General features: G+C 63.5%; 27 protein-coding genes. 19 read left to right on the plus strand and 8 right to left on the minus strand.

Translation table 11 applies throughout. The features are described from left to right. The first annotated feature begins 14 nt into the window (after positions 1-14). The 5 genes from ACWF6P_RS12455 (at position 15) to ACWF6P_RS12475 (ending at position 4723) form a co-directional block, all read left to right on the plus strand. Entirely contained in the window at positions 15-485 is a 471-nt protein-coding gene (locus ACWF6P_RS12455) for a MarR family winged helix-turn-helix transcriptional regulator (RefSeq protein ID WP_317552414.1), read from the plus strand. Further along, positions 482-2014, plus strand: a complete 1533-nt coding sequence (locus ACWF6P_RS12460) for a DHA2 family efflux MFS transporter permease subunit (RefSeq protein ID WP_003942006.1) — start codon at positions 482-484, stop codon at positions 2012-2014. The genes ACWF6P_RS12455 and ACWF6P_RS12460 overlap by 4 nt, the downstream gene beginning before the upstream one ends. Before the next feature lie 147 nt (positions 2015-2161). Continuing rightward, a complete protein-coding gene (locus ACWF6P_RS12465; protein ID WP_452621183.1) occupies positions 2162-3256 on the plus strand; it encodes an LLM class flavin-dependent oxidoreductase in 1095 nt (364 codons plus the stop codon). Further along, on the plus strand, positions 3243-3716 hold the full coding sequence (locus ACWF6P_RS12470; protein ID WP_452621246.1) for a MarR family winged helix-turn-helix transcriptional regulator: 474 nt from the start codon (positions 3243-3245) through the stop codon (positions 3714-3716). Before ACWF6P_RS12465 ends, ACWF6P_RS12470 begins: the two co-directional genes overlap by 14 nt. A gap of 20 nt (positions 3717-3736) precedes the next feature. Then, on the plus strand, positions 3737-4723 hold the full coding sequence (locus ACWF6P_RS12475; protein ID WP_452621184.1) for a pirin family protein: 987 nt from the start codon (positions 3737-3739) through the stop codon (positions 4721-4723). A 40-nt stretch (positions 4724-4763) separates the two neighbouring features. Here the strand turns inward: ACWF6P_RS12475 and ACWF6P_RS12480 are convergent, their stop codons facing one another. The 3 genes from ACWF6P_RS12480 to ACWF6P_RS12490 are packed head-to-tail and all read right to left on the minus strand — an operon-like array spanning position 4764 to position 6993. Then, complete coding sequence (locus tag ACWF6P_RS12480; protein WP_378638372.1) at positions 4764-5291, minus strand: gamma carbonic anhydrase family protein; 528 nt, start codon at positions 5289-5291, stop codon at positions 4764-4766. A gap of 44 nt (positions 5292-5335) precedes the next feature. Beyond that, the gene (locus ACWF6P_RS12485) at positions 5336-6196 is read right to left on the minus strand and encodes an EamA family transporter (protein WP_452621185.1); all 861 of its coding nucleotides are present in this window, start codon (positions 6194-6196) and stop codon (positions 5336-5338) included. Continuing rightward, the gene (locus ACWF6P_RS12490; protein WP_452621186.1) at positions 6193-6993 is read right to left on the minus strand and encodes a crotonase/enoyl-CoA hydratase family protein; all 801 of its coding nucleotides are present in this window, start codon (positions 6991-6993) and stop codon (positions 6193-6195) included. Before ACWF6P_RS12490 ends, ACWF6P_RS12485 begins: the two co-directional genes overlap by 4 nt. 125 nt (positions 6994-7118) lie before the next feature. Here ACWF6P_RS12490 and ACWF6P_RS12495 point away from each other — a divergent pair, with 125 nt between their 5' ends. The 14 genes from ACWF6P_RS12495 (at position 7119) to tuf (ending at position 23050) form a co-directional block, all read left to right on the plus strand. Continuing rightward, positions 7119-7940 carry a TIGR03084 family metal-binding protein gene (locus ACWF6P_RS12495; RefSeq protein WP_378537675.1) on the plus strand — a complete coding sequence of 274 codons (822 nt, stop codon included), beginning with the start codon at positions 7119-7121 and terminating at the stop codon, positions 7938-7940. Beyond that, entirely contained in the window at positions 7937-9658 is a 1722-nt protein-coding gene (locus tag ACWF6P_RS12500) for an acyclic terpene utilization AtuA family protein (RefSeq protein WP_452621187.1), read from the plus strand. The genes ACWF6P_RS12495 and ACWF6P_RS12500 overlap by 4 nt, the downstream gene beginning before the upstream one ends. Then, complete coding sequence (locus ACWF6P_RS12505) at positions 9655-10803, plus strand: acyl-CoA dehydrogenase family protein (protein ID WP_452621188.1); 1149 nt, start codon at positions 9655-9657, stop codon at positions 10801-10803. The genes ACWF6P_RS12500 and ACWF6P_RS12505 overlap by 4 nt, the downstream gene beginning before the upstream one ends. Next, positions 10800-12398 carry an acyl-CoA carboxylase subunit beta gene (locus ACWF6P_RS12510; protein ID WP_378447205.1) on the plus strand — a complete coding sequence of 533 codons (1599 nt, stop codon included), beginning with the start codon at positions 10800-10802 and terminating at the stop codon, positions 12396-12398. Before ACWF6P_RS12505 ends, ACWF6P_RS12510 begins: the two co-directional genes overlap by 4 nt. Before the next feature lie 8 nt (positions 12399-12406). Further along, positions 12407-14392: an acetyl/propionyl/methylcrotonyl-CoA carboxylase subunit alpha gene (locus ACWF6P_RS12515; protein ID WP_452621189.1), complete on the plus strand. Its 1986-nt coding sequence runs from the start codon at positions 12407-12409 to the stop codon at positions 14390-14392. Next, positions 14392-15552: an acyl-CoA dehydrogenase family protein gene (locus tag ACWF6P_RS12520; protein WP_452621190.1), complete on the plus strand. Its 1161-nt coding sequence runs from the start codon at positions 14392-14394 to the stop codon at positions 15550-15552. Before ACWF6P_RS12515 ends, ACWF6P_RS12520 begins: the two co-directional genes overlap by 1 nt. A gap of 24 nt (positions 15553-15576) precedes the next feature. Beyond that, a complete protein-coding gene (locus ACWF6P_RS12525) occupies positions 15577-16362 on the plus strand; it encodes an enoyl-CoA hydratase family protein (RefSeq protein WP_378447207.1) in 786 nt (261 codons plus the stop codon). Between the two features lie 60 nt (positions 16363-16422). Further along, positions 16423-17034 carry a TetR/AcrR family transcriptional regulator gene (locus ACWF6P_RS12530; protein ID WP_378447208.1) on the plus strand — a complete coding sequence of 204 codons (612 nt, stop codon included), beginning with the start codon at positions 16423-16425 and terminating at the stop codon, positions 17032-17034. A 50-nt stretch (positions 17035-17084) separates the two neighbouring features. Further along, positions 17085-17633 carry a DUF3558 domain-containing protein gene (locus tag ACWF6P_RS12535; RefSeq protein WP_452621191.1) on the plus strand — a complete coding sequence of 183 codons (549 nt, stop codon included), beginning with the start codon at positions 17085-17087 and terminating at the stop codon, positions 17631-17633. Beyond that, positions 17630-18175 carry a DUF3558 domain-containing protein gene (locus tag ACWF6P_RS12540; protein WP_378447210.1) on the plus strand — a complete coding sequence of 182 codons (546 nt, stop codon included), beginning with the start codon at positions 17630-17632 and terminating at the stop codon, positions 18173-18175. Before ACWF6P_RS12535 ends, ACWF6P_RS12540 begins: the two co-directional genes overlap by 4 nt. A gap of 409 nt (positions 18176-18584) precedes the next feature. Next, on the plus strand, positions 18585-18959 hold the full coding sequence (gene rpsL / locus ACWF6P_RS12545) for a 30S ribosomal protein S12 (protein ID WP_003941908.1): 375 nt from the start codon (positions 18585-18587) through the stop codon (positions 18957-18959). After that, positions 18959-19429, plus strand: coding sequence for a 30S ribosomal protein S7 (gene rpsG / locus ACWF6P_RS12550; RefSeq protein ID WP_003941856.1), 471 nt, complete (start codon positions 18959-18961; stop codon positions 19427-19429). Before rpsL ends, rpsG begins: the two co-directional genes overlap by 1 nt. Before the next feature lie 201 nt (positions 19430-19630). Next, a complete protein-coding gene (fusA, locus tag ACWF6P_RS12555; RefSeq protein WP_378447211.1) occupies positions 19631-21733 on the plus strand; it encodes an elongation factor G in 2103 nt (700 codons plus the stop codon). 126 nt (positions 21734-21859) lie between these two features. Further along, on the plus strand, positions 21860-23050 hold the full coding sequence (tuf, locus tag ACWF6P_RS12560; RefSeq protein WP_019744283.1) for an elongation factor Tu: 1191 nt from the start codon (positions 21860-21862) through the stop codon (positions 23048-23050). A 93-nt stretch (positions 23051-23143) separates the two neighbouring features. Here tuf and ACWF6P_RS12565 read toward each other — a convergent pair whose 3' ends face one another. From ACWF6P_RS12565 to ACWF6P_RS12585, 5 genes are read right to left on the minus strand one after another with little or no spacing between them, the layout of a single operon-like run. Continuing rightward, on the minus strand, positions 23144-23707 hold the full coding sequence (locus tag ACWF6P_RS12565) for a hypothetical protein (RefSeq protein ID WP_452621192.1): 564 nt from the start codon (positions 23705-23707) through the stop codon (positions 23144-23146). Then, positions 23704-24690: a DUF6286 domain-containing protein gene (locus tag ACWF6P_RS12570; RefSeq protein ID WP_452621193.1), complete on the minus strand. Its 987-nt coding sequence runs from the start codon at positions 24688-24690 to the stop codon at positions 23704-23706. Before ACWF6P_RS12570 ends, ACWF6P_RS12565 begins: the two co-directional genes overlap by 4 nt. Then, positions 24683-24862, minus strand: coding sequence for a hypothetical protein (locus ACWF6P_RS12575; RefSeq protein ID WP_003942043.1), 180 nt, complete (start codon positions 24860-24862; stop codon positions 24683-24685). Before ACWF6P_RS12575 ends, ACWF6P_RS12570 begins: the two co-directional genes overlap by 8 nt. Position 24863: 1 nt before the next feature. Then, positions 24864-25241 carry a hypothetical protein gene (locus tag ACWF6P_RS12580; protein ID WP_452621194.1) on the minus strand — a complete coding sequence of 126 codons (378 nt, stop codon included), beginning with the start codon at positions 25239-25241 and terminating at the stop codon, positions 24864-24866. Beyond that, on the minus strand, positions 25238-25705 hold the full coding sequence (locus ACWF6P_RS12585) for an Asp23/Gls24 family envelope stress response protein (RefSeq protein WP_452621195.1): 468 nt from the start codon (positions 25703-25705) through the stop codon (positions 25238-25240). The genes ACWF6P_RS12580 and ACWF6P_RS12585 overlap by 4 nt, the downstream gene beginning before the upstream one ends. Positions 25706-25813 lie beyond the last annotated feature (108 nt).

Consider the following 25813-nt stretch of genomic DNA (forward strand, 5'->3'; position numbering starts at 1 on the left):
CTACCATTTGCCAGGTGATCGCTTCCGATTCTGATGACCTGTTTGGAGCACTCGACGAGTTGTTCACTCGCCTGATGAGCGCCGGTGATTCGGAGTCGATCGATGCGTTGATCGAGCTGGATCTCTCGTTCTCTCAGGTGCGTGTGCTGTTCGTACTTGCGCAACGTGATGCGGCGATCCCGATCAACGAGGTTGCCGAGGAGCTTCGGCTCTCGGTGGCAGCTACGGGACGAAACATCGACCAGCTCGTGAACATGGGCCTGGTCGATCGCCGTGAAGACGAGCGGGACCGGCGCGTCAAGCGGGTTTCCTTGTCGGAGGCCGGTCGTAAGGTGACGACCAACCACATCGAGTGCAAGCGCGGCCAGCTTCGCGAATTCGCGTCGCGTGTTCCTGAGCCAGAGCGGATTCGTTTGTTCGAGGCTCTCAAGCCCATTCTCGCGGGTGACTATCTGCGAGCACTTAACCAGGAGACTTCGCGATGACATCGCCGAACGCGCCGGCACCGGCGTCCGACAAACTTGACGGGGCGGTCCTCAAGATCGCTTCCGTGGTGGTGCTCGGCGCCATCATGTCGATTCTCGACGTAACCGTGGTGAGCGTCGCGCTCACCACCTTTGCCGAGGACTTCGAAACTTCGTACGCCACCGTCGCGTGGACGATGACGGCCTACACCCTCGCTTTGGCGACGGTCATTCCGGTTACCGGTTGGGCTGCCGACCGTTTCGGCACCAAGCGCCTCTACATGACGGCCCTGGTGCTCTTCGTGCTCGGTTCGGTCGCCTGTGCGATGGCGTGGGACATCACCTCGCTCATCGGCTTCCGTGTGCTCCAGGGCCTCGGCGGCGGCATGTTGATGCCGCTCGGTATGACGATCATGACCCGGGCCGCCGGTCCGGACCGTGTCGGTCGTGTCATGGCAGTTCTCGGTATCCCGATGCTGCTCGGTCCTATCGGCGGCCCGATTCTCGGTGGTTGGCTGATCGAGGCCGCGAGCTGGCACTGGATCTTCCTGATCAACTTGCCGATCGGCATCATCGCTCTGGCTGCTGCGTTCATCATTCTGCCGTCCGACAAGGCGAAGCCTTCGGAGTCCTTCGACTTCCTCGGCATGATCCTGCTGTCACCCGGCCTGGCGCTGTTCCTGTTCGGTGTGTCGTCCATCCCTGAGGTCGGAACCGTCGCGTCCGCTCGGGTTCTGGTGTCGGCCGGTATCGGTCTGGCACTGATCATCGCCTTCGTGTTCCACGCGCTCAACAAGGATCACCCGCTGATCGACCTGCACCTGTTCAAGAACCGTCAGTTGACCACCGCCGTCATCACGACGTCGCTGTTCATCGTCGCGTTCATGGGCGCCGGGTTGCTGTTCCCGAGCTACTTCATTCAGGTCGGCGGTCACACCACGCTCGCTGCCGGATTGTTGATGGCTCCGCAGGGTCTCGGCGCTATGGTCACCATGCCCATCGCTGGTCGACTGGTCGACAAGATCGGCCCGGGCAAGATCGTCCTGACCGGTTTGCCGTTGATTCTGATCGGCTTGGGTGTGTTCACACAGGTTGCCTCGGATTCCCCGACGTGGCTGCTGATGGGTGCCTTGTTCGTCATGGGCCTCGGTATGGGTTGCACCATGATGCCGCTGATGACCGCAGCTATCGTGACGCTCTCCAACGAGCAGATTGCTCGCGGCTCCACCCTGATGAACATCGTTCAGCAGACCGCAGGTTCGATCGGTACCGCCGTGATGTCGGTGGTCTTGACCAACCAGCTTCTCGATCGTGGCCTCGACACGACGATGGTCGGTGCGGCCTCGCACATTCCGACCGAACCGGGAAGTCCGCAGGAGTCTGCTGCGAATTCGATTCTCAGTGCGGCGTCGGATGCCTTCGGTAACACCTTCCTCGTTGCCACTGTGCTGATCGTCCTGACCCTCATCCCGGCGTTCTTCCTGCCGCGGAGCAAGACCACCAGGCCGGTGGCCGAGGGCGAGACGGCAACGCCGATCGTTATGCACTGACCGCTTTTCGGTAGATCGTTCGTCCAGGTGAGGGCGGCACACATCTTGTGTGCCGCCCTCACCTTTTTGCCGTGGAATACAGCTGGATGGTTGAATGTTTGATCAGTTACATGCAAACGAATGGATCTAGTTCGCGGAGGAGCAACCATGCAGTTCGGAATCTTCACGGTCGGTGACGTCACCACTGATCCCACGACGGGTAAGACCCCGACAGAGCACGAGCGCATCAAGGCCATGACGACCATCGCCAAGCACGCCGAGGAAGTCGGTCTCGACGTCTTCGCGACCGGCGAGCATCACAACAAGCCGTTCGTGCCGTCATCTCCGACCACGATGCTCGGATACATCGCGGCCCAGACCGAGAAGATCACGCTCTCCACGTCCACGACGCTGATCACCACCAACGACCCGGTGAAGATCGCCGAGGACTACGCGATGCTTCAACACCTCGCCGAGGGGCGCGTCGATCTGATGATGGGTCGCGGAAACACCGCGCCTGTGTACCCGTGGTTCGGCAAGGACATTCGCGCCGGAATCCCGTTGGCGCTCGAGAACTATCAACTTCTTCGCAGGCTGTGGGACGAGGAGGTCGTGAACTGGCAAGGGGAGTACCGCACACCGCTGCAGGGATTCACGTCCACTCCGCGCCCGCTGGACGGCATCGCTCCGTTCGTGTGGCACGGGTCGATCCGCAGCCCCGAGATCGCGGAGATCGCGGCGTATCACGGTGACGGATTCTTCGCGAACAACATCTTCTGGCCGAAAGAGCACTACATCGAGCTGATCAATCTCTATCGCCAGCGTTACGAGCACTACGGCCACGGGTCCGCGGATCAGGCGATCGTCGGCCTCGGCGGTCAGGTCTTCATGCGCAAGAACAGTCAGGACGCGGTCAAGGAGTTCCGTCCGTATTTCGACAATGCCCCGGTGTACGGCCATGGACCTTCCCTCGAGGAGTTCACCGAGCAGACCCCGCTGACGGTCGGTTCCCCCGAACAGGTCATCGAGAAGACCTTGGCTTTTGCCGATTTCTTCGGTGACTATCAGCGCCAGCTGTTCTTGATGGATCACGCAGGACTGCCGCTCAAGACAGTGCTCGAGCAGCTCGATCTGCTCGGTGAGGAAGTTGTTCCGGTTCTGCGCCGTGAGTTCGCGGCCCGACGCCCCGCCCATGTGCCGGACAACCCGCCTACTCACGCGTCGATGAAGGCGGCTCGTGAGGCAAGCAGTGTCACTGCCTGACGCACAACAGCCAGAGGCTCCGGTCAGCACCACCGAGCTCGCCACCGACGCCTGGGAAGCCTTGTTTCGCGCCCAGGTGTCGGTGATGCGGCGGCTCTCTGCCGACGACGTCTGGAATCAGGTGTCAATGCGCGAGTACGACGTGCTGTTCACGCTCAGTCTCGCGCCGCGGAACTGTCTGCGCCTGCATGACCTGAATCGGGAGATTCTGTTGAGTCAACCGTCGCTCAGTCGCCTGGTGGAGCGGCTGGAGGGCGAAGGCTTGGTGTCCCGAAGCGTGGATCCACTCGACCGCCGCGGCACGATCGTGCAACTCACCGAAGCGGGTGCAGCGCTGCAGAAATCAGTGGGTCGCCGTCATGCGGCAAGTATTCGCCGCCATGTCGGACCGGCGTTGGACGCGGACGAACTTCGACTGTTGGCCGAATTGTGCACGCGTCTGCGTCTCGCGCAGGCATGACTAGAGGCAGGATGGACGATATGAGCAACCTCGAAGCGCAACCCGTCGAGCAGGAATGCGAAGGCCATCCGGTCGAGAGCGAGATTCAGATTCTCACCCCGCGCGACGTGCCGCTCGGCGGCCCGCGGGCAATGCGAGTACGACGCACCCTCCCACAACGCGAGCGTTCGTTGATCGGAGCGTGGTGTTTTGCCGATCACTACGGTCCGGATGACGTCGGCTCTGGTCCGGGCATGCATGTGCCGCCGCATCCGCACACTGGATTGCAAACGGTCAGTTGGCTGTTCACCGGAGAGATCGAGCACCGTGACAGCATCGGTTCCCATGCGATGGTGCGACCGGGTGAACTGAATTTGATGACGGCCGGGAGTGGGATCGCGCACTCCGAGGTGTCAACGCCGAACACCAAGGTTCTGCACGGGATGCAGTTGTGGGTGGCGCTTCCGGATGCGGCACGCGATACCGCACCCGCATTCGTTCACTACCGGCCCGAGCCGGTGACCACCGGCGGCGCCACGCTCAGTGTGTTCCTCGGTTCGCTCGCCGGTGACACATCTCCGGTGTCGACGTTCACCGAATTGTTGGGCGCAGAGGTGATTTTGGATCCTGGCGCCGAGATCGCCCTCGACGTCGATCGTTCACATGAGCACGGCGTAATCGTCGATCAAGGATCGGTAGTGCTACGCGGAACCACCGTCGGCTGGGCCGAGTTGGGTTATCAAGCAACGGGTTTCGGCAAACTGACATTGCGTAATCCGGGATCCGAACCGGCTCGACTGCTACTTCTCGGCGGTAAACCGTTGGGAGAGCAGGTCATCATGTGGTGGAACTTCATGGGCCGCACCCACGAAGAGATCGTCGAGTATCGACGCAAGTGGCAGGCCGAGCTTGGCTCCGGATTCGACGGCAGCGTCCCGGACCAGCGTTTCGGCGTCGTGCCGGGATACGACGGTCCGGCGCTCCCGGCACCCGAGTTGCCGAACAGTACGTTGCGGCCCCGAGGCTAGTCGTTGCTCTTGCTGCTACCGGCCGCGAGCGTCGTCTCGATCAGGCCTGCTCGATGTCCTGGTGGGCCTTCGCGAGCATCAGGTAGCCGGCGCCGTTCGCGGTGATACCGGCCTTTTCGCCTTCGGAGAGTTCACGTTTGACCTTGGCGGGCACACCGGCGACCAGCGATCCGGGCGGGATCTGCATTCCCTGAGACACGACGGCACCGGCCGCGATCAGCGATCCCGAACCGATGTGCGCGCCGTTGAGCACCACGGCGCCCATGCCGACGAGCACGTCGTCTTCGACGGTGCACCCGTGCAGCACCGCGTTGTGGCCGACCGAGATTCGTTCGCCCAGTACCGCGGGGAACGTCGGGTCGGCGTGAACCGTGCAGTTGTCCTGAATGTTGGTGTCAGCACCGATGGAGATCGATTCGGCGTCGCCGCGCAGGACTGCGCCGTACCAGATGCTGGCGCCCGCAGCGATGGTCACCGCGCCGACAACGGTGGCGTTGGGTGCGATGAACGCACTTTCGTCGATCTGCGGGGTGTTACCGAGAACGGTGGCGATGATCGGGTTGGTCATGGTTCTCCTGTGCGTTGGAATGACGTGCTCTGACGGTACCTGGACTATTTCGGCGTGGACTTTCGATTCATGACAACAGTCCCGACACCCGCGGTCACCACCAGTCCGACGGCGACGAGTGTGAAGGCGTCGAGCGATTGCCCGATCACGAGAACTCCGGCCAGTGCAGCCGCAGCGGGTTCGAGGGCGATGAGGACGGCAAAGACCTTCTTGGCCAGCGAGCGTAGGGCCCACATCTCCAGGCTGTACGGAATGACGGACGAGAGGATGGCGACGGCCGCGCCGGCGGCGAGCATCTTCGGATCCAGCAGTTCGCTTCCGCCGGAGACGAGGCCGAACGGTAGGGTCAATACGGCCGCGACGATGCTTGCGCCGGCCAAACCGTCGGCGCTCGGGAGGGTCGCAGCGAGATGGGAACCGGCCACGATGTAGCCGGCCCACGCAGCAGCGGCGATCAACGCGAACATCACCCCGACCGGGTCCAATCCGGATTCGCCGTGATCTCCCAACCCGAGCAGCAGCACTCCGCCGAAGGCGAGCAGCACCCACGCTCCGTCGGCCCATCGACGAGACAGCACTGCGGCCAGCGTCAACGGTCCGAGAAACTCGATGGTGACAGCGGTGCCGATGGGCACCGTGTCGAGGGCGAGGTAAAAGGCACCGTTCATGACGGCCAGCGCGATACCCAACGCGAGGATGCCTTTGCGCTGCCGGTTCGACCACCTGCTCCATCTCGGGCGGACGATGACGCCGAGGATGATCGCGGCGATAGTCAGTCGCAGCGTCGTCGCTCCGGCCGGCCCGATCTGTGAGAACAGCGTCGTCGCGAATGCCGCTCCGAATTGGAGCGAAAGTATCGAGGTGAGGACTGCACCGACCGGCAGTAGCTGACTGCCGGCCTTCATTCTCCGGTGAACTCAGGTCTACGACGTTCGAGCATCGCGGCGACGGCTTCGTGGTGATCGCGAGTGTGATGCGCGATCGACTGCATGGCGGCGGAGAGTTCGAGCAGGCTCTCGAGGCTTTGGTGCTGGCCTTCACGGAGCAGTTTCTTGGTCATGCGGAGTACCTGCGGGGGATTGGCTGCTACTCGCGCTGCCAAGGCGTGCGCGGCGGAGAGCAATTCTTCGGGATCGGTGACCTGCGAGATCAGCCCCCAGTCGAGTGCCTTGGCGGCGTCGATCGGTTCGCCGGTGAACGCCATCTCGGCGGCGCGGGCGTTGCCGATCGCGCGGGGGAGCAGCCAGGCTCCGCCGTCGCCGGGGATGAGTCCCACCTTGACGAAGCTCTCGGCGAAGACCGCCGCCGTCGACGCGATGCGGAGGTCGCACATGAGCGAGAGGTCGCAGCCCGCTCCGATAGCGGGGCCGTTGACGGCTGCGATGGTCGGGACCTCACACGTGTACAGAGCGAGGGGAATGCGCTGGATCCCGTGCCGGTAGCCCTGGCGGATCTCGCCGGGAGCGCCACCGAACATGCCTTCCTTGTCTCGCATGTGTTTGACGTTGCCGCCGGAGGAGAAGGCCGACCCGGCTCCGGTGAGGATCACCGCGCGCACACTCTGATCTCGGTTTACTGCGGTGACCGCGTCTTCGAGGGCCTCGATCATGTCGATCTCGGAGATCGCGTTGCGGGTGTCCGGGCGATTGAGGGTCCAGGTGACCACGTCGCCGGTTCGTGAGATGAGTACGGCGTCGCTCATGGGTGCTCCTGTTTGATCGATGGTGCAGGGTCGGTGATCGGTTCCGCTCAGTCTCTCACCACAGGATTTCGCAATAACAATCATTCATGCTTGATTTTTATAACCTCGAGTGTGATGCTGGTCGCATGGCCGAACTTCAGACGTTCATCGATGACTTGCGGGCCGAAGGCGAGAGCCTCGACGCCCTGGTTGCAGATCTGCCCGAGGAGAAGTGGGCGACATTGACGCCCGCGGAAGGGTGGACCATCGCCCATCAGATCGGGCACCTGCACTGGACGGACAGTGCAGCAATCCTGGCGATCACCGACCCGGACGGGTTCGCGGAGCAGTTGAAGGCGGCGTTCGTGAATCCGGCGGGGTTCGTCGACGACGGCGCTGCCGAGCAGGCCGCCCGGCCGCCCGCAGAGTTGCTCGCCGATTGGCGGGCGGGGCGCACTGCTCTCGTCGAGGCGCTCACCGCTGCCCCGGCCGGCACCAAGTTCCCCTGGTACGGCCCGCCCATGGGCGGTGTCTCCATGGCAACTGCGCGGTTGATGGAGACGTGGGCACACGGACAGGACGTCGCCGACGCTCTTGGCGCCGAACGAGTTCCGACGTCGCGCATCAAGAACATCGCTCACCTGGGTGTCCGCACGCGGAACTTCGCGTACTCGGTCAACGAGAAGACGCCACCCGCCGAGGATTTCCGGGTTGAGTTGACGGCGCCCGACGGCTCGATCTGGACCTGGGGGCCGGAAGATGCGACGCAGAAGGTGACGGGGCCGGCGTTGGATTTCTGCTTGCTGGTCACTCAGCGCGCCAACCGCGCCGATCTCGATCTGGTCGCCGACGGCGGCGACGCGGACGAGTGGCTCGGGTTCGCGCAGGCATTTGCGGGGCCCAGCGGTGAGGGACGAGCTGCCGTCGGATCCAGCGGTGAGGGACGAGAATCGAAGGTGGACAAATGAGTTCGGTGCGGATCGGCAACTGTTCCGGTTTCTACGGCGACCGCGTCTCGGCGATGCGCGAGATGCTCGAGGGCGGCGAACTCGACTACCTGACCGGCGACTACCTTGCCGAACTGACGATGTTGATCCTCGGCCGCGACCGGATGAAGGACCCGTCGCTCGGCTATGCGAAGACGTTCCTGCGGCAGGTGGAGGACACCCTCGGCCTCGCGCTCGACAAGGGCGTGAAGATCGTCGCGAACGCCGGCGGCCTCAACCCGGCCGGACTGGCCGACGCGCTGCGCGAGGTCAACGCCAAGCTGGGTTTGAACGCGAAGATCGCTCACGTCGAGGGTGACGATCTGGTCTCCCGCGCCGACGAACTCGGACTCGGCTCCCCGCTGACGGCCAACGCGTACCTCGGCGCCTGGGGCATCGTCGAAGCATTGTCGGCCGACGCCGATGTCGTGGTCACCGGACGTGTCACCGATGCGTCGGTGATCGTCGGTCCGGCCGCTCATCACTTCGGTTGGAAGCGAGATGATTTCGATCAGCTGGCCGGTGCTGTCGCGGCGGGTCACGTCATCGAGTGCGGCACCCAGGCCACCGGCGGCAACTACGCGTTCTTCACCGAGATTCCCAATCTGGGCCGCCCTGGCTTCCCGATCGCCGAGATCGCCGCGGACGGCTCGTCCGTCATCACCAAGCATGTCGGAACGGACGGCGAGGTGAGCGTCGGCACCGTGACGGCGCAGCTGCTGTACGAGATCACCGGCGGACGCTATGCAGGCCCGGACGTGACCACCCGCATCGACAACGCAGTGCTCACCCAGGAAGGTCCGGATCGGGTGCTGATCAGCGGCGTCACGGGCGAGGCTCCGCCGCCGCAGTACAAGGTCTCGCTGAACACACTGGCCGGGTTCCGCAACGAGGCCACGTTCATCCTCACCGGTCTCGACATCGAGGCCAAAGCGGATCTGGCAAAGGGGCAACTCGAATCCTGGCTGACGAAGAAGCCGGCCGAATTGGTCTGGACCCTCGCTCGCACGGATCATCCGGATTCCGATACCGAAGAAACTGCGAGTGCGTTGCTGCGCTGCGTGGTTCGCGATTCCGATCCCACGGTGATCGGGAGGCCATTCTCCGCGGTTGCGGTGGAAATGGCACTTGCCAGCTACCCAGGCTTCTCGCTTACCGCGCCCCCGAGCAACGGCCAACCGTACGGAGTGTTCACCCCCGGCTACGTCGACGCGGGATCGGTGCCTCACATCGCCGTGCTTCCCGACGGCACTCGGGTGGACATCGCTCCGTCGACGCTGACGCAGGACCTCGAACCTGTCGATGAACCTGAGCGTCCGGAGCCCTTGCCGCCACAGTCGTCGCTTTCGGCACCACTCGGCACGATCGCCGGCGCTCGAAGCGGCGACAAGGGTGGAAACGCCAACGTCGGCGTCTGGGTTCGCACGGACGATCAGTGGAAGTGGTTGGCGCACACCCTCACCGTCGAGAAGCTCAAGGAACTACTGCCTGAAGCGGCAGAGTTGACAGTCACTCGCTACCAGCTTCCGCACCTTCGTGCTGTCAACTTCGTGATCGAGGGAATCCTCGGTCAGGGTGTGGCCTCGCAGGCGCGGTTCGATCCGCAAGCCAAGGGAATTGGCGAATGGTTGCGCTCGCGCCACGTCGACATCCCGATTTCGCTACTCCCCACATCTGACGAGAAAGAGGACTCACGGTGACCGTGTGGACCACACCGGAAAGGCTTGCGCTTCGCGAGACCGTACGCGGATTCGTGAACCAGGAGATTTTGCCGCATCTGACGCAGTGGGAGCGTGACGGTGAGATCCCGCGCGAATTGCACCGCAAGGCAGGCGCTCTGGGTCTCCTCGGGGCCAGTGCTCCCGAATCTGCGGGCGGTGAAGGCGGCGACGCCGTCGACTCCATCGTGATCTGTGAGGAGATGCACCAGGCTGGTGCGTCTGGCGGATTGTTCGCCTCACTGTTCACCTGCGGTATCGCCGTACCGCACCTGATTGCCGCCGGCGACGAGGCCCAGATCGACAAGTGGGTCAAGCCGACTCTGCGCGGAGACAAGATCGGCTCGCTCGCCATCACCGAACCCGGCGGCGGCAGCGACGTCGGACACCTGACAACCACGGCCAAGCGCGACGGCGACCATTACGTCGTCAACGGCGCCAAGACGTTCATCACCTCCGGGGTTCGCGCCGACTTCGTCGTCACCGCAGTGCGCACCGGCGGCTCCGGGGCCGGTGGCGTCTCTCTTCTCGTGATCGAGAAGGGCACACCGGGATTCACGGTGTCACGCAAGCTCGAGAAGATGGGGTGGCGCGCGTCCGATACCGCGGAGCTGTCCTTTGTCGACGCCCGGGTTCCGGTGGAGAATCTGGTCGGGGCAGAGAACAGCGGCTTCGCGCAGATCGCGCAGGCATTCGTCTCCGAGCGTGTCGCCCTCGCCGCGCAGGCGTATGCCAGCGCGGAGCGATGCCTGGAATTGACGCTCGAATGGTGCCGTGCCCGTGAGACGTTCGGCCGCCCACTGATCAGCCGCCAGGCAGTGCAGAACACCGTCACCGAGATGGCCCGCAAGATCGATGTGGCCAAGGTGTACACGCACTCGGTGATCGAGCGATACATGGCCGGTGACGGAGATCTGATCGCCGAGGTGTGCTTCGCCAAGAACACGGCCGTCGAAACCGGTGAATGGGTTGCCAACCAAGCGGTTCAGCTGTTCGGTGGCCTCGGGTACATGCAGGAAAGTGAAGTGGAGAGGCAGTACCGGGACATGCGAATTCTGGGAATCGGTGGCGGTACCACCGAAATCCTCACCGGCCTCGCAGCCAAGCGATTGGGGTATCAGTCATGAGTGTCATCCGGTCCACGCTGGACACCAATTCCGAGGTGTACAAGACCGCAACCTCGACCATGAACACCAAGCTAGCCGAGATCGAGGTCGAGCACGCCAAGGCGCTGGCGGGCGGCGGTGAGAAGTACACCGAGCGGCACCACAAGCGGGGAAAGCTCTTGGCGCGTGAACGGATCGAACTTCTCCTCGATCAGGATTCACCGTTCCTCGAGGTGTGCCCCCTCGCCGCCTGGGGAAGCGATTTCCCGGTCGGGGCCAGCACCGTGGTCGGTATCGGCGTCGTCGAAGGCGTCGAATGCCTGATCGTCGCCAACGATCCCACCGTGCGCGGCGGCACCAGCAACCCGTGGACGCTTCGTAAGGGTTTCCGCGCCAACGACATCGCCATGCAGAACCGCCTGCCGGTGATCTCCCTGGTCGAGTCCGGCGGCGCAGATTTGCCGACGCAGAAGGAGGTGTTCATCCCGGGTGGGCGTATGTTCCGTGACCTCACGCAGCTCTCCGCCGCCGGAATCCCCACCATCGCACTGGTCTTCGGCAACTCGACGGCCGGCGGCGCGTACATTCCCGGCATGTCCGACCACGTCGTGATGATCAAGGAACGCTCCAAGGTGTTTCTCGCGGGTCCGCCGCTGGTCAAGATGGCCACCGGTGAGGAATCCGACGACGAGGCACTCGGCGGCGCCGAAATGCACGCCCGCAAGTCCGGGCTGGCCGACTACTTCGCCGCCGACGAGCAGGATGCGATCCGCATCGGGCGCTCGATCGTCAAGCGACTCAACTGGACCAAGAAGGGGCCGGCGCCTCGCGCCGAGATCATCGAACCGCTCGAGGATCCGGAAGAGTTGCTCGGCATCGTTCCCGCCGACCTGAAGATCCCTTTCGATCCGCGTGAGGTCATCGCCCGCATCGTCGACGGTTCCGACTTCGACGAGTTCAAGCCGCTCTACGGGTCGTCTCTCGTGACCGGCTGGGCGGAGCTGAACGGCTACCCGATCGGCATCCTGGCGAACGCCCGTGGAGTTCTCTTCAGTGAGGAATCCCAGAAGGCCACACAGTTCATCCAGCTGGCCAACCGCTCCAACACGCCGTTGCTGTTCCTGCACAACACCACCGGCTACATGGTGGGCAAGGAATACGAGGAGGGCGGCATGATCAAGCACGGATCGATGATGATCAATGCGGTTGCCAACTCCAAGGTTCCGCACATCTCCATCCTGCTCGGAGCGTCGTACGGCGCTGGTCACTACGGCATGTGCGGGCGCGCGTTCGATCCGCGATTCCTCTTCGCCTGGCCCAGTTCCAAGTCCGCCGTCATGGGCGGTGCGCAACTCGCCGGCGTCATCTCCATCGTGGGACGCGCTGCCGCCGAGGCGCGTGGCCAGGTCTTCGACGAGCAGGCCGATGCCGGCATGCGCGCGATGATCGAGAACCAGATCGAGGCCGAGTCACTTCCGATGTTCTTGTCCGGGCGTCTCTACGACGACGGCGTCATCGACCCCCGAGACACCCGCACCGTGGTGGGAATGTGCCTGTCGGCCATTGCCACCGCCCCGATCGAAGGCACCGAGAACTTCGGCGTCTTCCGTATGTGAGGCACGCCGTGACAATCACTTCAGTACTGGTCGCCAATCGTGGCGAAATCGCCCGCCGTGTCTTTGCGACCTGCCGCAAGAACGGAATTGGCACGGTAGCGGTATTTTCCGACGCAGATGCCGACAGCCCGCACGTCGCCGAAGCCGACGCCTCGGTTCGGCTGCCGGGTAACACACCTGCCGAGACATACCTGCGGGGTGAGCTGATCATCGCCGCCGCCAAGGCCTCGGGCGCCGACGCGATTCACCCCGGATACGGATTCCTCTCCGAGAACGCGGAGTTCGCGCGCAGCGTCATCGACGCGGGACTGACGTGGATCGGTCCGCCCGTCGAATCCATCGAGCTCATGGGTTCGAAGGTCGAGTCCAAGAAGATCATGGACGCCGCCGGAGTGCCGGTGCTTTCCGAACTCGATCCTGCCGCTGTGACTGAAGCTCATCTGCCGGTGCTCATCAAGGCGTCGGCCGGCGGCGGTGGACGCGGAATGCGTGTCGTTCGTGAATTGTCGGCGCTGGACGGCGAGCTGGAAGCGGCTCGGCGTGAGGCGCAGTCCGCATTCGGCGACCCGACGGTCTTCTGCGAGCGCTACCTCGAGACCGGTCGGCACATCGAGGTTCAGGTCATGGCCGACCGACACGGCGGCGTGTGGGCGGTGGGGGAGCGCGAGTGCTCGATCCAGCGTCGGCACCAGAAGGTCGTCGAAGAGGCACCGTCGCCGCTCGTGCAACGCATCCCGGCGATGCGCGACAAGCTTTTCGATGCCTCTCGACTCGCCGCCAATGCCATCGGCTACGAAGGCGCAGGAACCGTCGAGTTCCTCGCCGACGAAAAGGGCGACTTCTTCTTCCTCGAGATGAATACCCGTCTGCAGGTGGAGCACCCGGTCACCGAATGCACCACCGGACTCGATCTGGTGGAGCTGCAATTGCAGGTCGCTTCGGGCGACGCGCTCCCAGGCGAGCTGCCGCAGATCCGCGGGCATTCGATCGAGGTGCGTCTGTACGCCGAGGATCCCGCGAAGAACTGGCAGCCGCAGAGCGGTACCGTTCACCACATCGAGTTGCCCGGTGACGTGGCAGAATTCAGTGTCCTGCGTGAGCAGGGCGTTCGCCTCGATTCGGGCGTCATCGACGGCAGTGTCGTCGGCGTCCATTACGACCCGATGCTGGCCAAGGTCATCTCCTACGCGCCGACGCGAACGGCAGCTGCGCGCCTGCTCGCATCGACGCTCGCGCGCACCAGGATTCACGGCTTGCGTACCAACCGCGACCTGCTCGTCAACGTCTTGGCCCATCCGGCCTTCATTGCCGGAGATACCGACACTGCCTTCTTCGAGACTCACGACCTCGAGAAGCTGTCAACACCTCTGGCCGACACGGACGCCGAAAGACTCTCGGCGCTGGCGGCGGCACTTGCCGATGCCGCGCACAACCGGGCGTCGGCCCGCGTCATCGGCCGCTTGCCCAGCGGGTGGCGCAACCTGCCGTCGCAGCCGCAGAGCAAGAGCTATTCCACTGCGTCGGGCGATTACGACGTCCGCTACTCCCTGAGTCGAAGCGGCGTACTGAGTGCAGAGGGCTTCGACGACGTGAGCCTGGTATCGGCAACTGCGACCCGGGTAGTGCTCGAGCAGAGCGGAGTTCGGCGTTCGTTCGACGTGGCTGCCTACGCGAGTGAGATTTTTGTCGACTCCTCGCTCGGACCCGTCGCGTTGACGGCAGCACCGCGCTTCGTGGATCCGTCGGCGGAAGTCGCTGCCGGTTCGTTGCTCGCTCCGATGCCGGGATCGGTCATCCGCCTCGGCGCCGCACTCGGTGACACCGTCACCGCCGGCCAGCCGATTCTGTGGCTCGAGGCCATGAAGATGGAGCACACTGTCACCGCGCCGACTGCCGGTGTCCTGGTAGAACTTCCGGTCGCCGTCGGCCAGCAGGTCGAGGTCGGATCGGTACTCGCACGTGTGGAAGAACCCGCTACAGAAGAGGAAGCATGATGAGTTTCATCGAAACCGAAGAGCAGAAGGAACTGCGGGCATCCGTTTCCAAACTGGGTGAGCGCTTCAACTACGTCGACTACGTGCTGCCCAAGGCGCGCAAGGGTGAGCCGCTCACCGAATTGTGGAACGAGGCGGGCAAACTCGGATTCCTGGGCGTCAACCTGCCGGAGGAATATGGCGGCGGCGGTGCCGGCATCTACGAACTCGCGCTGGTGCAGGAGGAACTGGCAGCGCAGGGTGCCGGTCTGCTCCTGGTTGTGGTCTCGCCGGCCATCTGCGGCACCATCATCGGTAAGTACGGCAGTGCGGAGCAGAAGCAGCAGTGGCTACCCAGCCTCGCCGACGGCTCCAAGATCATGGCGTTCGGAATCACCGAGGCCGACGCAGGTTCCAACTCTCACCAGATCACGACGACTGCTCGTCGCGACGGCGAAGACTGGATCCTGAGCGGCAACAAGATCTACATCTCGGGCGTCGATCAAGCTGATGCGGTCCTCATCGTTGCGCGCACCGAGGACTCCAAGACCGGCAAGCTCAAGCCCGCTCTGTTCATCGTGCCCACGGATTCTCCCGGATTCGTGAAGACGCAGATGGAGATGGACATCATCGAACCAGACCACCAGTTCATCTTGTTCCTCGACGACGTGCGCCTGCCGGCCGACGCTCTGGTCGGTGAAGCTGATGCCGCTCTGATGCAGTTGTTCGCCGGCCTCAATCCGGAGCGCATTCTGGGTGCGTCGATGGCGATCGGTATGGGCCGTTACGCCCTCAACGCTGCGGTGAAGTTCGCCAACGAGCGAACGGTGTGGAAGACGCCGATCGGTGCGCACCAGGGTATTTCGCATCCTCTCGCGCAGGTGAAGATCGAGCTCGAACTCGCCAAGCTGATGATGCAGAAGGCCGCGGTGCTCTACGACAGCGGTGACGATTTCGGTGCTGCCGAGGCCGCGAACATGGCGAAGTACGCGGCCGCCGAGGCCAGCATCAAGGCACTCGATCAAGCGATTCAGACGCACGGCGGCGCCGGTCTGACGAAGGAGTACGGACTGGCTGCCATGCTCGGCGCGGCACGTATCGCCCGCGTTGCCCCGGTCAGTCGCGAGATGATCCTCAACTTCGTCTCGCAGCATTCCCTCGGTCTGCCGCGGTCTTACTAGACGGTCCTACTGAAGAGGAGACTCATGACGGATCAGGACAAGCCATACGTACGGTACGAAGTATCAGGCGGTGCTGCCACGATCACTCTCGACTCACCCCACAACCGCAACGCGATTTCGACGCGGTTGGTCACGGAGTTGCAGGCGGGGTTGACGTCGGCTGCGGCCGATCCAGCGGTTCGGGCGGTAGTGCTCACCCACACCGGTGGAACATTCTGTGCGGGAGCCGATCTCAGTGAGGCTTCGGGGTCGTCCGCGTCACCGGAGGAAGCCGTCAAGGAGCGCGGCCGGGGGATGCTGACGCTCTTGCGCAGCATTCTCGAGCTTCCCAAGCCGGTGATCGGGCGCATCGACGGTCACGTCCGGGCCGGAGGCATGGGTCTTGTCGGGGCGTGCGACATCGTCGTCGCCGGACCGGCGAGCACCTTCGCGGTGACGGAATCGCGATTGGGTTTGGCAGCATCCATCATTTCGCTCACGGTCCTGCCGCGGCTCGACCAGCGATCCGCGAGCCGCTACCTGCTCACCGGAGAGAAGTTCGGCCAGCACGAGGCCGAATCCATCGGACTCGTCACCTCCGCGTCGCAAGACACAGGGGAGTCGATCACCGAACTGCTCGGCACTTTGCGCCAATGTTCACCGCAGGGGCTGGCGGAATCGAAGTGGATCACGACGCGTTCGGTCCTGGCCGGATTCGACCGGGACGGCGAGGAGATGATCGCGCAGTCGGCTCGGCTGTTTTCCTCTGACGAGGCTCGTGAGGGCATGATGTCTTTCTTGCAGAAGCGTCCAGCGGCCTGGGCGCAGTAGAAACTGCGCAGCTGGGACACAGAAGCGCTGGAACACAGAAGTAGAAGGGATGGCGGCGCGATGACTCGAGAGCCCAAGCAGGACCGAAGTCGAGTCACGCGCTCCCACCTGCTCGAAGTGACGGTGGAGTGTCTCGCCGAACTCGGATGGAGCGCAACGACGATGAGCGTCGTCGCGCAGCGTGCCGGGGTGTCCAGAGGTGCGATGCAGCACCACTTCCCGACTCGTGAGGACCTCATCACCGCGGCGCTCGAGGTGATGTTCGACGCCCGGATGGATCAGGCGCGAAAGGAATCGACCGACCTTCCGGTGGGTGCCGGACGAACCGAGGCGATCATTTCGCGGCTGGTCGAGTACTACACCGGGACTCTGTTCAAAGCAGCACTGCAGGTGTGGACGGCCGCCGCCTCCGACCCCGACCTGCGTGCCCGCGTACTGCCCCTCGAGGAACGATTCGGGCGCATCGCGCACCGCATGGCCGTCGAGAGTCTGGGTGTCGACGACTCCGATCCGGTGACGCATCGCTTGGTACAGGCGACACTGGACCTGGCCCGAGGGCTAGGGCTGGCAGACGTACTCACCGACGACTCGCGTCGGCGCACCGAGGTGGTCAAACAGTGGGCGGCGCAATTGGATTCCACGCTGGTTCGGGTACCGGTCACAACCCCCTGAATCGGTAGCGGGGCGTGTGTCGGGGGCCACCGAGAAGTACAGTCGGCTCCATGGCCGCGCGCACTCTCACTTCGATCGGGACTTCGGTATTGGTCTCGGCTGCCGTGCTCTCGGCGGTGGTCGGCTGCAGCTCCGACGACGGGTCCGCCGACCGGCCGGGCGACGGCGCCAGTTCGCCGTCGCTCGCACCCACCGATCCCGGTCCGATGTTCGCCGAATGCGGCTCGGTGACCGACGAAGAAGTTGTCAACGCCTTCAATCTCGGCACGTTTGCGACGACGACACGCAACGGCGTCGGTTGCCAATGGGAGGTCGCCGGTTCGAATGGCCCGAGCGTCAGTTTCTCCTGGTACCGCGGAAGCCCGATCGGCCGCGAAAGGGCAGGGTCCGACCTGCTCGGACGTCCCGCCGACGACATCACGATCGGTGGTCACCAGGGCTTCATCGCGTCCACGGCGGGTTCGCTGTGCGAGTTGGGTATCGCGTTCGGCGGAGACTTCGTGCACTGGTCGATCACCTACGGCTTGCTGCCTCCGACCGCTGATCCGTGCACGGTTGCACGGGATCTGATGGAAAAAACAGTTTCGAGGGCACAGTGAGGTTCGAGGGCACACTGAAGAGCGCAAGGATCGGACTCGCCCTGGCGGGGTCGATGGTTCTACTCACGGGCTGCGGCTCGGTGGTCACCGGGACTCCCCGCGCGGAGGGCAGCTACCGCGGTAGTGACAGCCAGGAATTCGCGAACGTCCTCCAAGAATGCGAAGCGGTCACCGACGAGCAGATCGCCGGCGCCGTGGGTGCCGACGCCGTCGGTCGTGGGTTCTTCGGCGCTATCTGCCGCTGGGACGGCATCGGGGCCGCGGGTCCGATCAAGATCACCTTCAACTGGTTCGAGACGGGCACCCTCGATCACGAGCGCGCTGCTTTCGAACATCTGGGATACGTGGTGGCGAAGATCGACATCAACGGCAGTAGCGGGTACCAGGTTCGCCAGCCGGCCGATCCGCAGAGTTGCGGGGTGAGCGCGAGCGCGCCGGCCGGGGGAGTGTTCGGGTGGTGGGTCACCGAGCCGCAAGGCGGAGCGGATCCGTGCGAGGCTGCGGCAAAGCTCGGCGGGTTGACGTTGAACCGCAGTATCTGATCGGGACCGATCCGGCTGTGTGGTCTGCGCATGCGGCCAGATTGTCTGGTCAGAGCATGAGGTCACTATCACCGTGGCCTCGCTTTGACCTTGTGGCGCGCCGACAGGTATCGTTATGGGTCGTGTCCGGCATGCCCGGGCCGATCTGTGTGCCTAGCTAGGTATTGCCGTGCGCGCGTTCGAGCAGATTTTGCTGATGAACGAGCATCCGGCTGCCTGTGTGGGGGTATGCGACACGCCCGACCTCGGGGGTGGTGCAAGGTGCGAAAGTGCTGAGTACAGACTCTGGGGTGGGTGAGGAGCAGCAGCTCTCTTGCTCCAACTGCTAGATCCCTAATTTCAGAACAGCCACGTTTTCGAACGGCCCGAGTTCGCTCGAGCAGTCTGTTCGTCACAAGAAAGCCGGTAAATGCCAACCATCAACCAGCTGGTCCGCAAGGGTCGCCGCGACAAGACCGCCAAGGTCAAGACGGCAGCTCTCAAGGGCAGCCCGCAGCGTCGTGGCGTGTGCACTCGCGTGTACACCACCACCCCCAAGAAGCCGAACTCCGCGCTCCGTAAGGTCGCACGTGTTCGCCTCACGACTTCGGTCGAGGTCACCGCGTACATCCCCGGCGAAGGTCACAACCTTCAGGAGCACTCCATGGTGCTCGTCCGTGGCGGTCGTGTGAAGGACCTCCCGGGTGTCCGTTACAAGATCATCCGCGGCTCCCTCGACACCCAGGGTGTCAAGGGTCGCAAGCAGGCACGCAGCCGCTACGGCGCCAAGAAGGAGAAGAGCTAATGCCACGTAAGGGCCCCGCTCCGAAGCGCCCGCTCATCAACGACCCGGTTTACGGTTCCCCGTTGGTGACGCAGCTCGTCAACAAGATCCTGCTGGACGGCAAGAAGTCCACCGCAGAGCGAATCGTGTACCAGGCTCTCGAGCAGGCACGCGAGAAGACCGGCACCGATCCGGTCGTCACCCTCAAGCGCGCCCTGGACAACGTCAAGCCTGCACTCGAGGTTCGTAGCCGCCGCGTCGGTGGCGCCACCTACCAGGTGCCGGTCGAGGTTCGTCCCGGTCGTTCCACCACGCTGGCACTGCGCTGGCTGGTCACCTTCTCGCGTGCACGTCGTGAGAAGACCATGGTCGAGCGTCTCGCCAACGAGCTCCTCGATGCCAGCAATGGCCTCGGTGCAGCTGTGAAGCGTCGCGAAGACACTCACAAGATGGCCGAAGCCAACAAGGCATTCGCCCACTACCGCTGGTGATGTAAAGCGTCGGAGCAACTGCCATCGGGTGGGGCTCCGACGCTTGTCGCCGTTGGCGACCTGATCATCTCGCCGGTTTCCGGACGCAGGTGGCCAGGTTCGCCTCGGCAGAGACATAATTGAAAGACCATGGCCTTGACGGTGGAGCACACCGGATACGGCCGACACCCGAAAACCAAGCAACGAGCGGGGAAGAAACCTGTGGCACAGGAAGTGCTGACTGACCTGAACAAGGTCCGCAACATCGGCATCATGGCGCACATCGATGCCGGCAAGACCACCACCACCGAGCGCATCCTGTTCTACACCGGTGTCAATTACAAGATCGGTGAGACGCACGACGGTGCGTCGACGACGGACTGGATGGAGCAGGAGAAGGAACGCGGCATCACGATCACGTCTGCCGCCGTGACTTGCTTCTGGAACAACAACCAGATCAACATCATCGACACCCCCGGCCACGTCGACTTCACGGTCGAGGTGGAGCGGTCGCTGCGCGTGCTCGACGGCGCAGTTGCTGTCTTCGACGGTAAGGAAGGTGTCGAGCCGCAGTCCGAGCAGGTTTGGCGTCAGGCTGCCAAGTACGACGTTCCGCGTATCTGCTTCGTCAACAAGATGGACAAGATGGGCGCGGACTTCTACTTCACAGTCCAGACCATCATCGACCGTCTCGGCGCGAAGCCGCTCGTTCTCCAGCTGCCCATCGGCGCTGAGGACGACTTCGACGGCGTCGTCGACCTGGTCGAGATGCGCGCCATTACCTGGCGCGGCGTGGTTCCGACCGGTGCACTGCCGACCATCGAAGAGATCCCCGCGGACCTCGCCGAGAAGGCTGCAGAGTACCGCGAGAAGCTGCTCGAAACCGTTGCCGAGTCCGACGAAGCTCTCATGGAGAAGTACTTCGCAGGTGAAGAGCTCACGGTCGAGGAGATCAAGGGCGCCATCCGCAAGATGACGGTCGCTTCGCAGCTCTACCCCGTGATCTGTGGCTCCGCGTTCAAGAACAAGGGCGTTCAGCCCATGCTCGACGCGGTCATCGATTACCTGCCGAACCCGTTGGACATCGGCGAGGTCGTCGGCCACAAGCTCGGTGACGAAGAAGTGGAGATCACTCGCAAGCCGAGCAAGGACGAGCCGTTCGCGGCTCTCGCCTTCAAGATCGCCGCTCACCCGTTCTTCGGCAAGCTGACCTTCGTTCGCGTGTACTCGGGTCGTCTCGATCCGGGCCAGCAGGTGCTCAACGCGACGAAGGGCAAGAAGGAGCGCATCGGAAAGCTTTTCCAGATGCACGCCAACAAGGAGAACCCGGTAGACGAGGCTGTAGCCGGCCACATCTACGCAATGATCGGCCTCAAGGACACCACCACCGGTGACACCTTGTGCGATCAGGCGAACCCGATCGTCCTCGAGTCGATGTCCTTCCCGGCACCGGTCATCCAGGTCTCCATCGAGCCCAAGACCAAGTCCGACCAGGAAAAGCTGGGTGTCGCCATCCAGAAGCTGGCCGAAGAGGATCCGACCTTCTCGGTCGAACTCGACGACGAGACCGGTCAGACCGTCATCGGTGGCATGGGCGAACTCCACCTCGACATCCTCGTCGACCGCATGCGTCGCGAGTTCAAGGTCGAGGCCAACGTCGGCAAGCCGCAGGTCGCTTACCGCGAGACCATCACCAAGAAGGTCGAGAAGCACGACTACACCCACAAGAAGCAGACGGGTGGCTCGGGCCAGTTCGCAAAGGTCATCATCGCTCTGGAGCCTTTCGTGGGCGAAGACGGTGCTACCTACGAGTTCGAGAACAAGGTTTCCGGCGGTCGTATCCCGCGCGAGTACATCCCTTCCGTGGATGCCGGCGCGCAGGACGCGATGCAGTACGGTGTTCTCGCCGGCTACCCGCTCGTGAACCTGAAGCTGTCGCTGCTCGATGGTGCTTACCACGACGTCGACTCCTCGGAAATGGCATTCAAGGTTGCCGGTTCGCAGGCATTGAAGGAAGCCGCCCGCAAGGCCGGCCCCGTCATCCTCGAACCCATCATGGCTGTCGAGGTCACTACGCCCGAGGACTACATGGGCGACGTGATCGGCGACCTCAACTCCCGCCGTGGCCAGATTCAGGCCATGGAGGAACGCAGTGGTGCCCGTGTCGTCAAGGCGCAGGTTCCGCTCTCGGAGATGTTCGGCTACATCGGTGACCTGCGGTCCAGGACTCAGGGTCGCGCGAACTTCTCCATGGTGTTCGATTCCTACGCAGAGGTTCCCGTGAACGTTGCGAAGGAAATCATCGCCAAGGCGACAGGCGAGTAAGCGCAAGCAAGCTCCCCAGCCCGCGCCGGTAAGCGACCTCGGTTTCTTCCGGCACGAAGCACGACCAAGTAACAACCAACCGCACTGCTGCATACGGCAAGCAACAACAGTCCAGGAGGACACAAAGTGGCGAAGGCGAAGTTCGAGCGGACGAAGCCGCACGTGAACATCGGCACCATTGGTCACGTCGACCACGGCAAGACCACGACGACGGCGGCCATCACCAAGGTTCTCGCGGATGCATTCCCCGACCTGAACGAGGCTTCGGCCTTCGATCAGATCGACAAGGCTCCCGAGGAAAAGGCTCGTGGCATCACGATCAACATCTCGCATGTTGAGTACCAGACGGAAAAGCGCCACTACGCGCACGTCGATGCACCGGGTCACGCCGACTACATCAAGAACATGATCACCGGCGCAGCTCAGATGGACGGCGCTATCCTCGTCGTCGCAGCTACCGATGGCCCGATGCCCCAGACGCGCGAGCATGTCCTGCTCGCTCGCCAGGTCGGCGTTCCTTACATCCTCGTCGCCCTGAACAAGGCCGACATGGTTGACGACGACGAGATCCTCGAGCTCGTCGAGATGGAGGTCCGCGAACTGCTGGCCGCTCAGGAATTCGACGAGGAAGCCCCCGTCATTCCGATCTCGGCACTCAAGGCACTTGAGGGTGACCCGAAGTGGACGCAGTCCATTCTCGACCTGATGGCTGCTGTCGACGAGTCCATCCCGGACCCGGTCCGCGAGACGGACAAGCCCTTCCTCATGCCCGTCGAGGATGTCTTCACGATCACCGGCCGTGGCACCGTTGTCACCGGTCGTATCGAGCGCGGCTCGGTCAACGTGAACGAGGAGGTGGAGATCGTCGGCATCAAGGAGACCTCCACCAAGACCACCGTCACGGGTATCGAAATGTTCCGCAAGCTGCTCGACTCGGGCCAGGCCGGCGACAACGTCGGACTGCTCGTTCGTGGCATCAAGCGCGAAGATGTCGAGCGTGGACAGGTTGTCGTCAAGCCGGGCACCACGACTCCCCACACGGAGTTCGAGGGCCAGGCATACATCCTGTCGAAGGACGAGGGCGGCCGCCACACCCCGTTCTTCAACAACTACCGCCCGCAGTTCTACTTCCGTACCACGGACGTTACGGGCGTCGTGACGCTGCCTGAGGGCACCGAGATGGTCATGCCCGGTGACAACACCGAGATGTCCGTCAAGCTCATCCAGCCTGTCGCCATGGACGAGGGCCTGCGCTTCGCAATTCGCGAAGGCGGCCGTACGGTCGGCGCCGGCAAGGTTGCCAAGATCATCAAGTGAGACTCTTGTCTCGCTAGCTGATTCACAGCACTAGGAAAGGCGCTCATTCCCTTCGGGGAGTGAGCGCCTTTTCTGTGTCTGTTTGCTTCTTACCTACTTGGTGGCTTCCACCCGGTCGAGATGCAACAGAACCTGCACTGCGACGGGTGAGCCGTCGAGGCTTCGTCTGGTTGCACCGGCGATGCGTTCGGCCGAAGCGGTGAATCCGGCGACGTCGATCGCCGGGTCTGCGGTGACGACAATCGACAGCGTCGGCAGGCCGCGATCGATCGTCGCTTTGCTTCTGGTGTTTCGCACGCCGCTCAGTTGGGTGAGTTCGGCAGCTACGCCGTCTGCAACGGGTCCGAGATCTACGCTGACGTCGGTACCGGATTCGTTGTGCCGCAATGTGACTGCGCTCGTTCGGCGCCGGCGAAGGTTCAAGTACAAAAGCCCGAAACCGGTGACGACACAGAGAACAAAGGTGCCAGAGAGGACCCAGTGCCACCAAGGCTGCTCCGGAAGGCCGAAGAGGACTTCACGATCAAGTCGTGACACCCAGGTTCGAATCAGCGAGGCACCCGCGTCCCACGCGATGGCGTATGCGCCGGCCGCAAGCAGCGCGATTCCGACAATGAGGACGATGGTCCGATCGACCGCGGAGATCCAACGGTTCACGAGACGTCCTTTCGTCGGACTGCGGCTTCTCGTCGTGCGGCGGTTTCTCTCACGACCACCGAAAGTTGCAGTGGCTGCTGCAGTATCGCGAGGTGAGGCCGAACGGCTGCATCGACGGCCGCGGCAAGTTCGGTCCGATCGCCGCCGGTGGATTCGACGTGGACTTTGACGTGTTTGCGGTCGACGCTGGTGTGGGCCGAGCCGACGCCGGGAACGATCGCTGCGAGGCTACTGCACAGACGTGCAATGTCCGTCGGCCGCATCCATACCGTCGATGCGCTCGGGTTACCCAATGGGACATGGGTTTTCGCGCGGCGTTTGATCGCAGACATAATCAGGACCACGCCCGCGACGACGGCGGCGATTGCCACCGGAAGCAGCCACGGTTGCCAGTGCAGACGCGACGTCCATTCCACGGAGTTTCGGATCCAGGGTGCCGATTCGAAAGTTCCACGGTTGATGAACCATTCGCGGGAGACCACGAACGCGAGCGCGAGCAGGCCGCAGGCGATGACGACCGCGGAGACCGCGGCGGCCGGGTTCGCGGAGGGAACTCGCGGTGCAATCGGATCCGAGAGCGCCTCCTGTGCAGGGTCTTCCGCGATCTTGACGCCGGAAACGCAGGAATCGTCGGTGCCCTCGGTTGCCGCGATCATGACGTTCATGTCATGGAGGGGCAGGCCGGTCAGCGACTCGACGCTGCGTCCGACTTCCGCTCGCACGCGCCCGGTCAGTTCGGTGACCGAACACGGCCAGGACACGGCGAGGAAGAGGTTGATGGCGACGGCGTCGCTGCCCATCGAGATGTCGGCTCGCGGAAGGTCGCGTCCGGTCAAGCGGGTCAAACCGCCGGACTGGCGGACCACTCCCGGTACGTTTACCGCTGCGGCCGTGGCGATCTTGGCCATCGCCCGGTCCTTGATGACCAGCGAACCGCGTAGGCCGGGATCGGCTGCCGCGCTCGAATCAACTGGCTCAGCCACGGCCACGGCTTCGAAGGATCGCGCCGAGATCGAGATGTCCGTCGCGGTGCGCTCCGATCGCCATACCGGCGGCGCCGAGCAGGACTGCGAAGACGAATCCGCTGAATCCACCCATGATTCCGGCGAGCGCGAGGAGCAGACCGACCAGCAGTCCGACGGTGGTGCTGTTCATGTCAGTTCCCTTCTCGAATGTTCGGTGCAATGTCGGTAACGGTGGAAGGCTCGGTGTCTACATTCTCGGAGATATCCGGCAGGTACCCCGCTGTCGACAAGTCTCCGACGGTGACGTCGACCGGTACGTCGACCAACTGCGCCACCACAGCTCGGACACGTTCGGCGACGCTGCGAACGTCGGCCGGGTAGTGAACGGAAATATGTACCGCACAGGAGTTTTCGTCGACGACGACGCCGGTGATTCGGCGTCCTGGGAGGTAGGTTCCCACCTCACCGAACTGCCCGCCGTGCAAATCTGCCACTTCCGGGATCGCAAGAACGGCGTCGGCAACAACCTCGGCCGCGTCGATCTCGCGGCCGGCGTCGGCGGTACTCACTGAACCCTCGGCTTGGCTTCCGGATCGGTAGTGCCGCTGCTCTCGGCATCCTCGAAGAGCATGACGTCGAAGACGGTGATGTTGACCTCGGTGACCTCGAGACCCGTCATGCTTTCGACTGCGGCAATGACGTTTCGGCGGATACCTACCGCCAGTTCGTGGAGTGCGACGCCGTACTCGGCGACGATTCCGATGTCGATGGCGGCTTGTTTCTCGCCCACCTCCACCGCCACGCCCTGGGCGTGGTTGACGCGCGCGCCCGGTATGCGGTCGCGAAGTGCCCCCACCGCACGCGCTGTGCCCCCGCCGACGTCGTACACGCCGTTGATCTCGCGGGTCGCGATACCGGCGATCTTGGCGACCACGGCGTCGGCGATGATCGTCTTGCCCTGGGTGCTGACTAGTTCCGCGCCACCGTCAGCGCCGAATCGGACGCTGTTCTTTTCACTGGAATCGCTGGTCATGGGGGCTCCCTGCTCATGTGTCAGTGCGTGCGTCTGAAGTACTTACAACTGTAGTGACTGGTCGGTGGCCATGCGGGATGCACCACACCTACTCCGGCATTTCGTATG

Source organism: Rhodococcus sp. NPDC055024, assembly GCF_053608585.1.

What these genes read in the sequence shown, in the direction of transcription:
- ACWF6P_RS12460 (WP_003942006.1), top strand. Translation starts at nt 482, where the DNA reads ATGACATCGCCGAACGCGCCGGCACCGGCGTCCGACAAACTTGACGGG.
- ACWF6P_RS12465 (WP_452621183.1), top strand. Translation starts at nt 2,162, where the DNA reads ATGCAGTTCGGAATCTTCACGGTCGGTGACGTCACCACTGATCCCACG.
- ACWF6P_RS12475 (WP_452621184.1), top strand. Translation starts at nt 3,737, where the DNA reads ATGAGCAACCTCGAAGCGCAACCCGTCGAGCAGGAATGCGAAGGCCAT.
- ACWF6P_RS12480 (WP_378638372.1), bottom strand. Translation starts at nt 5,291, where the DNA reads ATGACCAACCCGATCATCGCCACCGTTCTCGGTAACACCCCGCAGATC.
- ACWF6P_RS12485 (WP_452621185.1), bottom strand. Translation starts at nt 6,196, where the DNA reads ATGAAGGCCGGCAGTCAGCTACTGCCGGTCGGTGCAGTCCTCACCTCG.
- ACWF6P_RS12490 (WP_452621186.1), bottom strand. Translation starts at nt 6,993, where the DNA reads ATGAGCGACGCCGTACTCATCTCACGAACCGGCGACGTGGTCACCTGG.
- ACWF6P_RS12495 (WP_378537675.1), top strand. Translation starts at nt 7,119, where the DNA reads ATGGCCGAACTTCAGACGTTCATCGATGACTTGCGGGCCGAAGGCGAG.
- ACWF6P_RS12500 (WP_452621187.1), top strand. Translation starts at nt 7,937, where the DNA reads ATGAGTTCGGTGCGGATCGGCAACTGTTCCGGTTTCTACGGCGACCGC.
- ACWF6P_RS12510 (WP_378447205.1), top strand. Translation starts at nt 10,800, where the DNA reads ATGAGTGTCATCCGGTCCACGCTGGACACCAATTCCGAGGTGTACAAG.
- ACWF6P_RS12520 (WP_452621190.1), top strand. Translation starts at nt 14,392, where the DNA reads ATGAGTTTCATCGAAACCGAAGAGCAGAAGGAACTGCGGGCATCCGTT.
- ACWF6P_RS12525 (WP_378447207.1), top strand. Translation starts at nt 15,577, where the DNA reads ATGACGGATCAGGACAAGCCATACGTACGGTACGAAGTATCAGGCGGT.
- ACWF6P_RS12530 (WP_378447208.1), top strand. Translation starts at nt 16,423, where the DNA reads ATGACTCGAGAGCCCAAGCAGGACCGAAGTCGAGTCACGCGCTCCCAC.
- ACWF6P_RS12535 (WP_452621191.1), top strand. Translation starts at nt 17,085, where the DNA reads ATGGCCGCGCGCACTCTCACTTCGATCGGGACTTCGGTATTGGTCTCG.
- rpsL (WP_003941908.1), top strand. Translation starts at nt 18,585, where the DNA reads ATGCCAACCATCAACCAGCTGGTCCGCAAGGGTCGCCGCGACAAGACC.
- rpsG (WP_003941856.1), top strand. Translation starts at nt 18,959, where the DNA reads ATGCCACGTAAGGGCCCCGCTCCGAAGCGCCCGCTCATCAACGACCCG.
- ACWF6P_RS12575 (WP_003942043.1), bottom strand. Translation starts at nt 24,862, where the DNA reads ATGAACAGCACCACCGTCGGACTGCTGGTCGGTCTGCTCCTCGCGCTC.
- ACWF6P_RS12585 (WP_452621195.1), bottom strand. Translation starts at nt 25,705, where the DNA reads ATGACCAGCGATTCCAGTGAAAAGAACAGCGTCCGATTCGGCGCTGAC.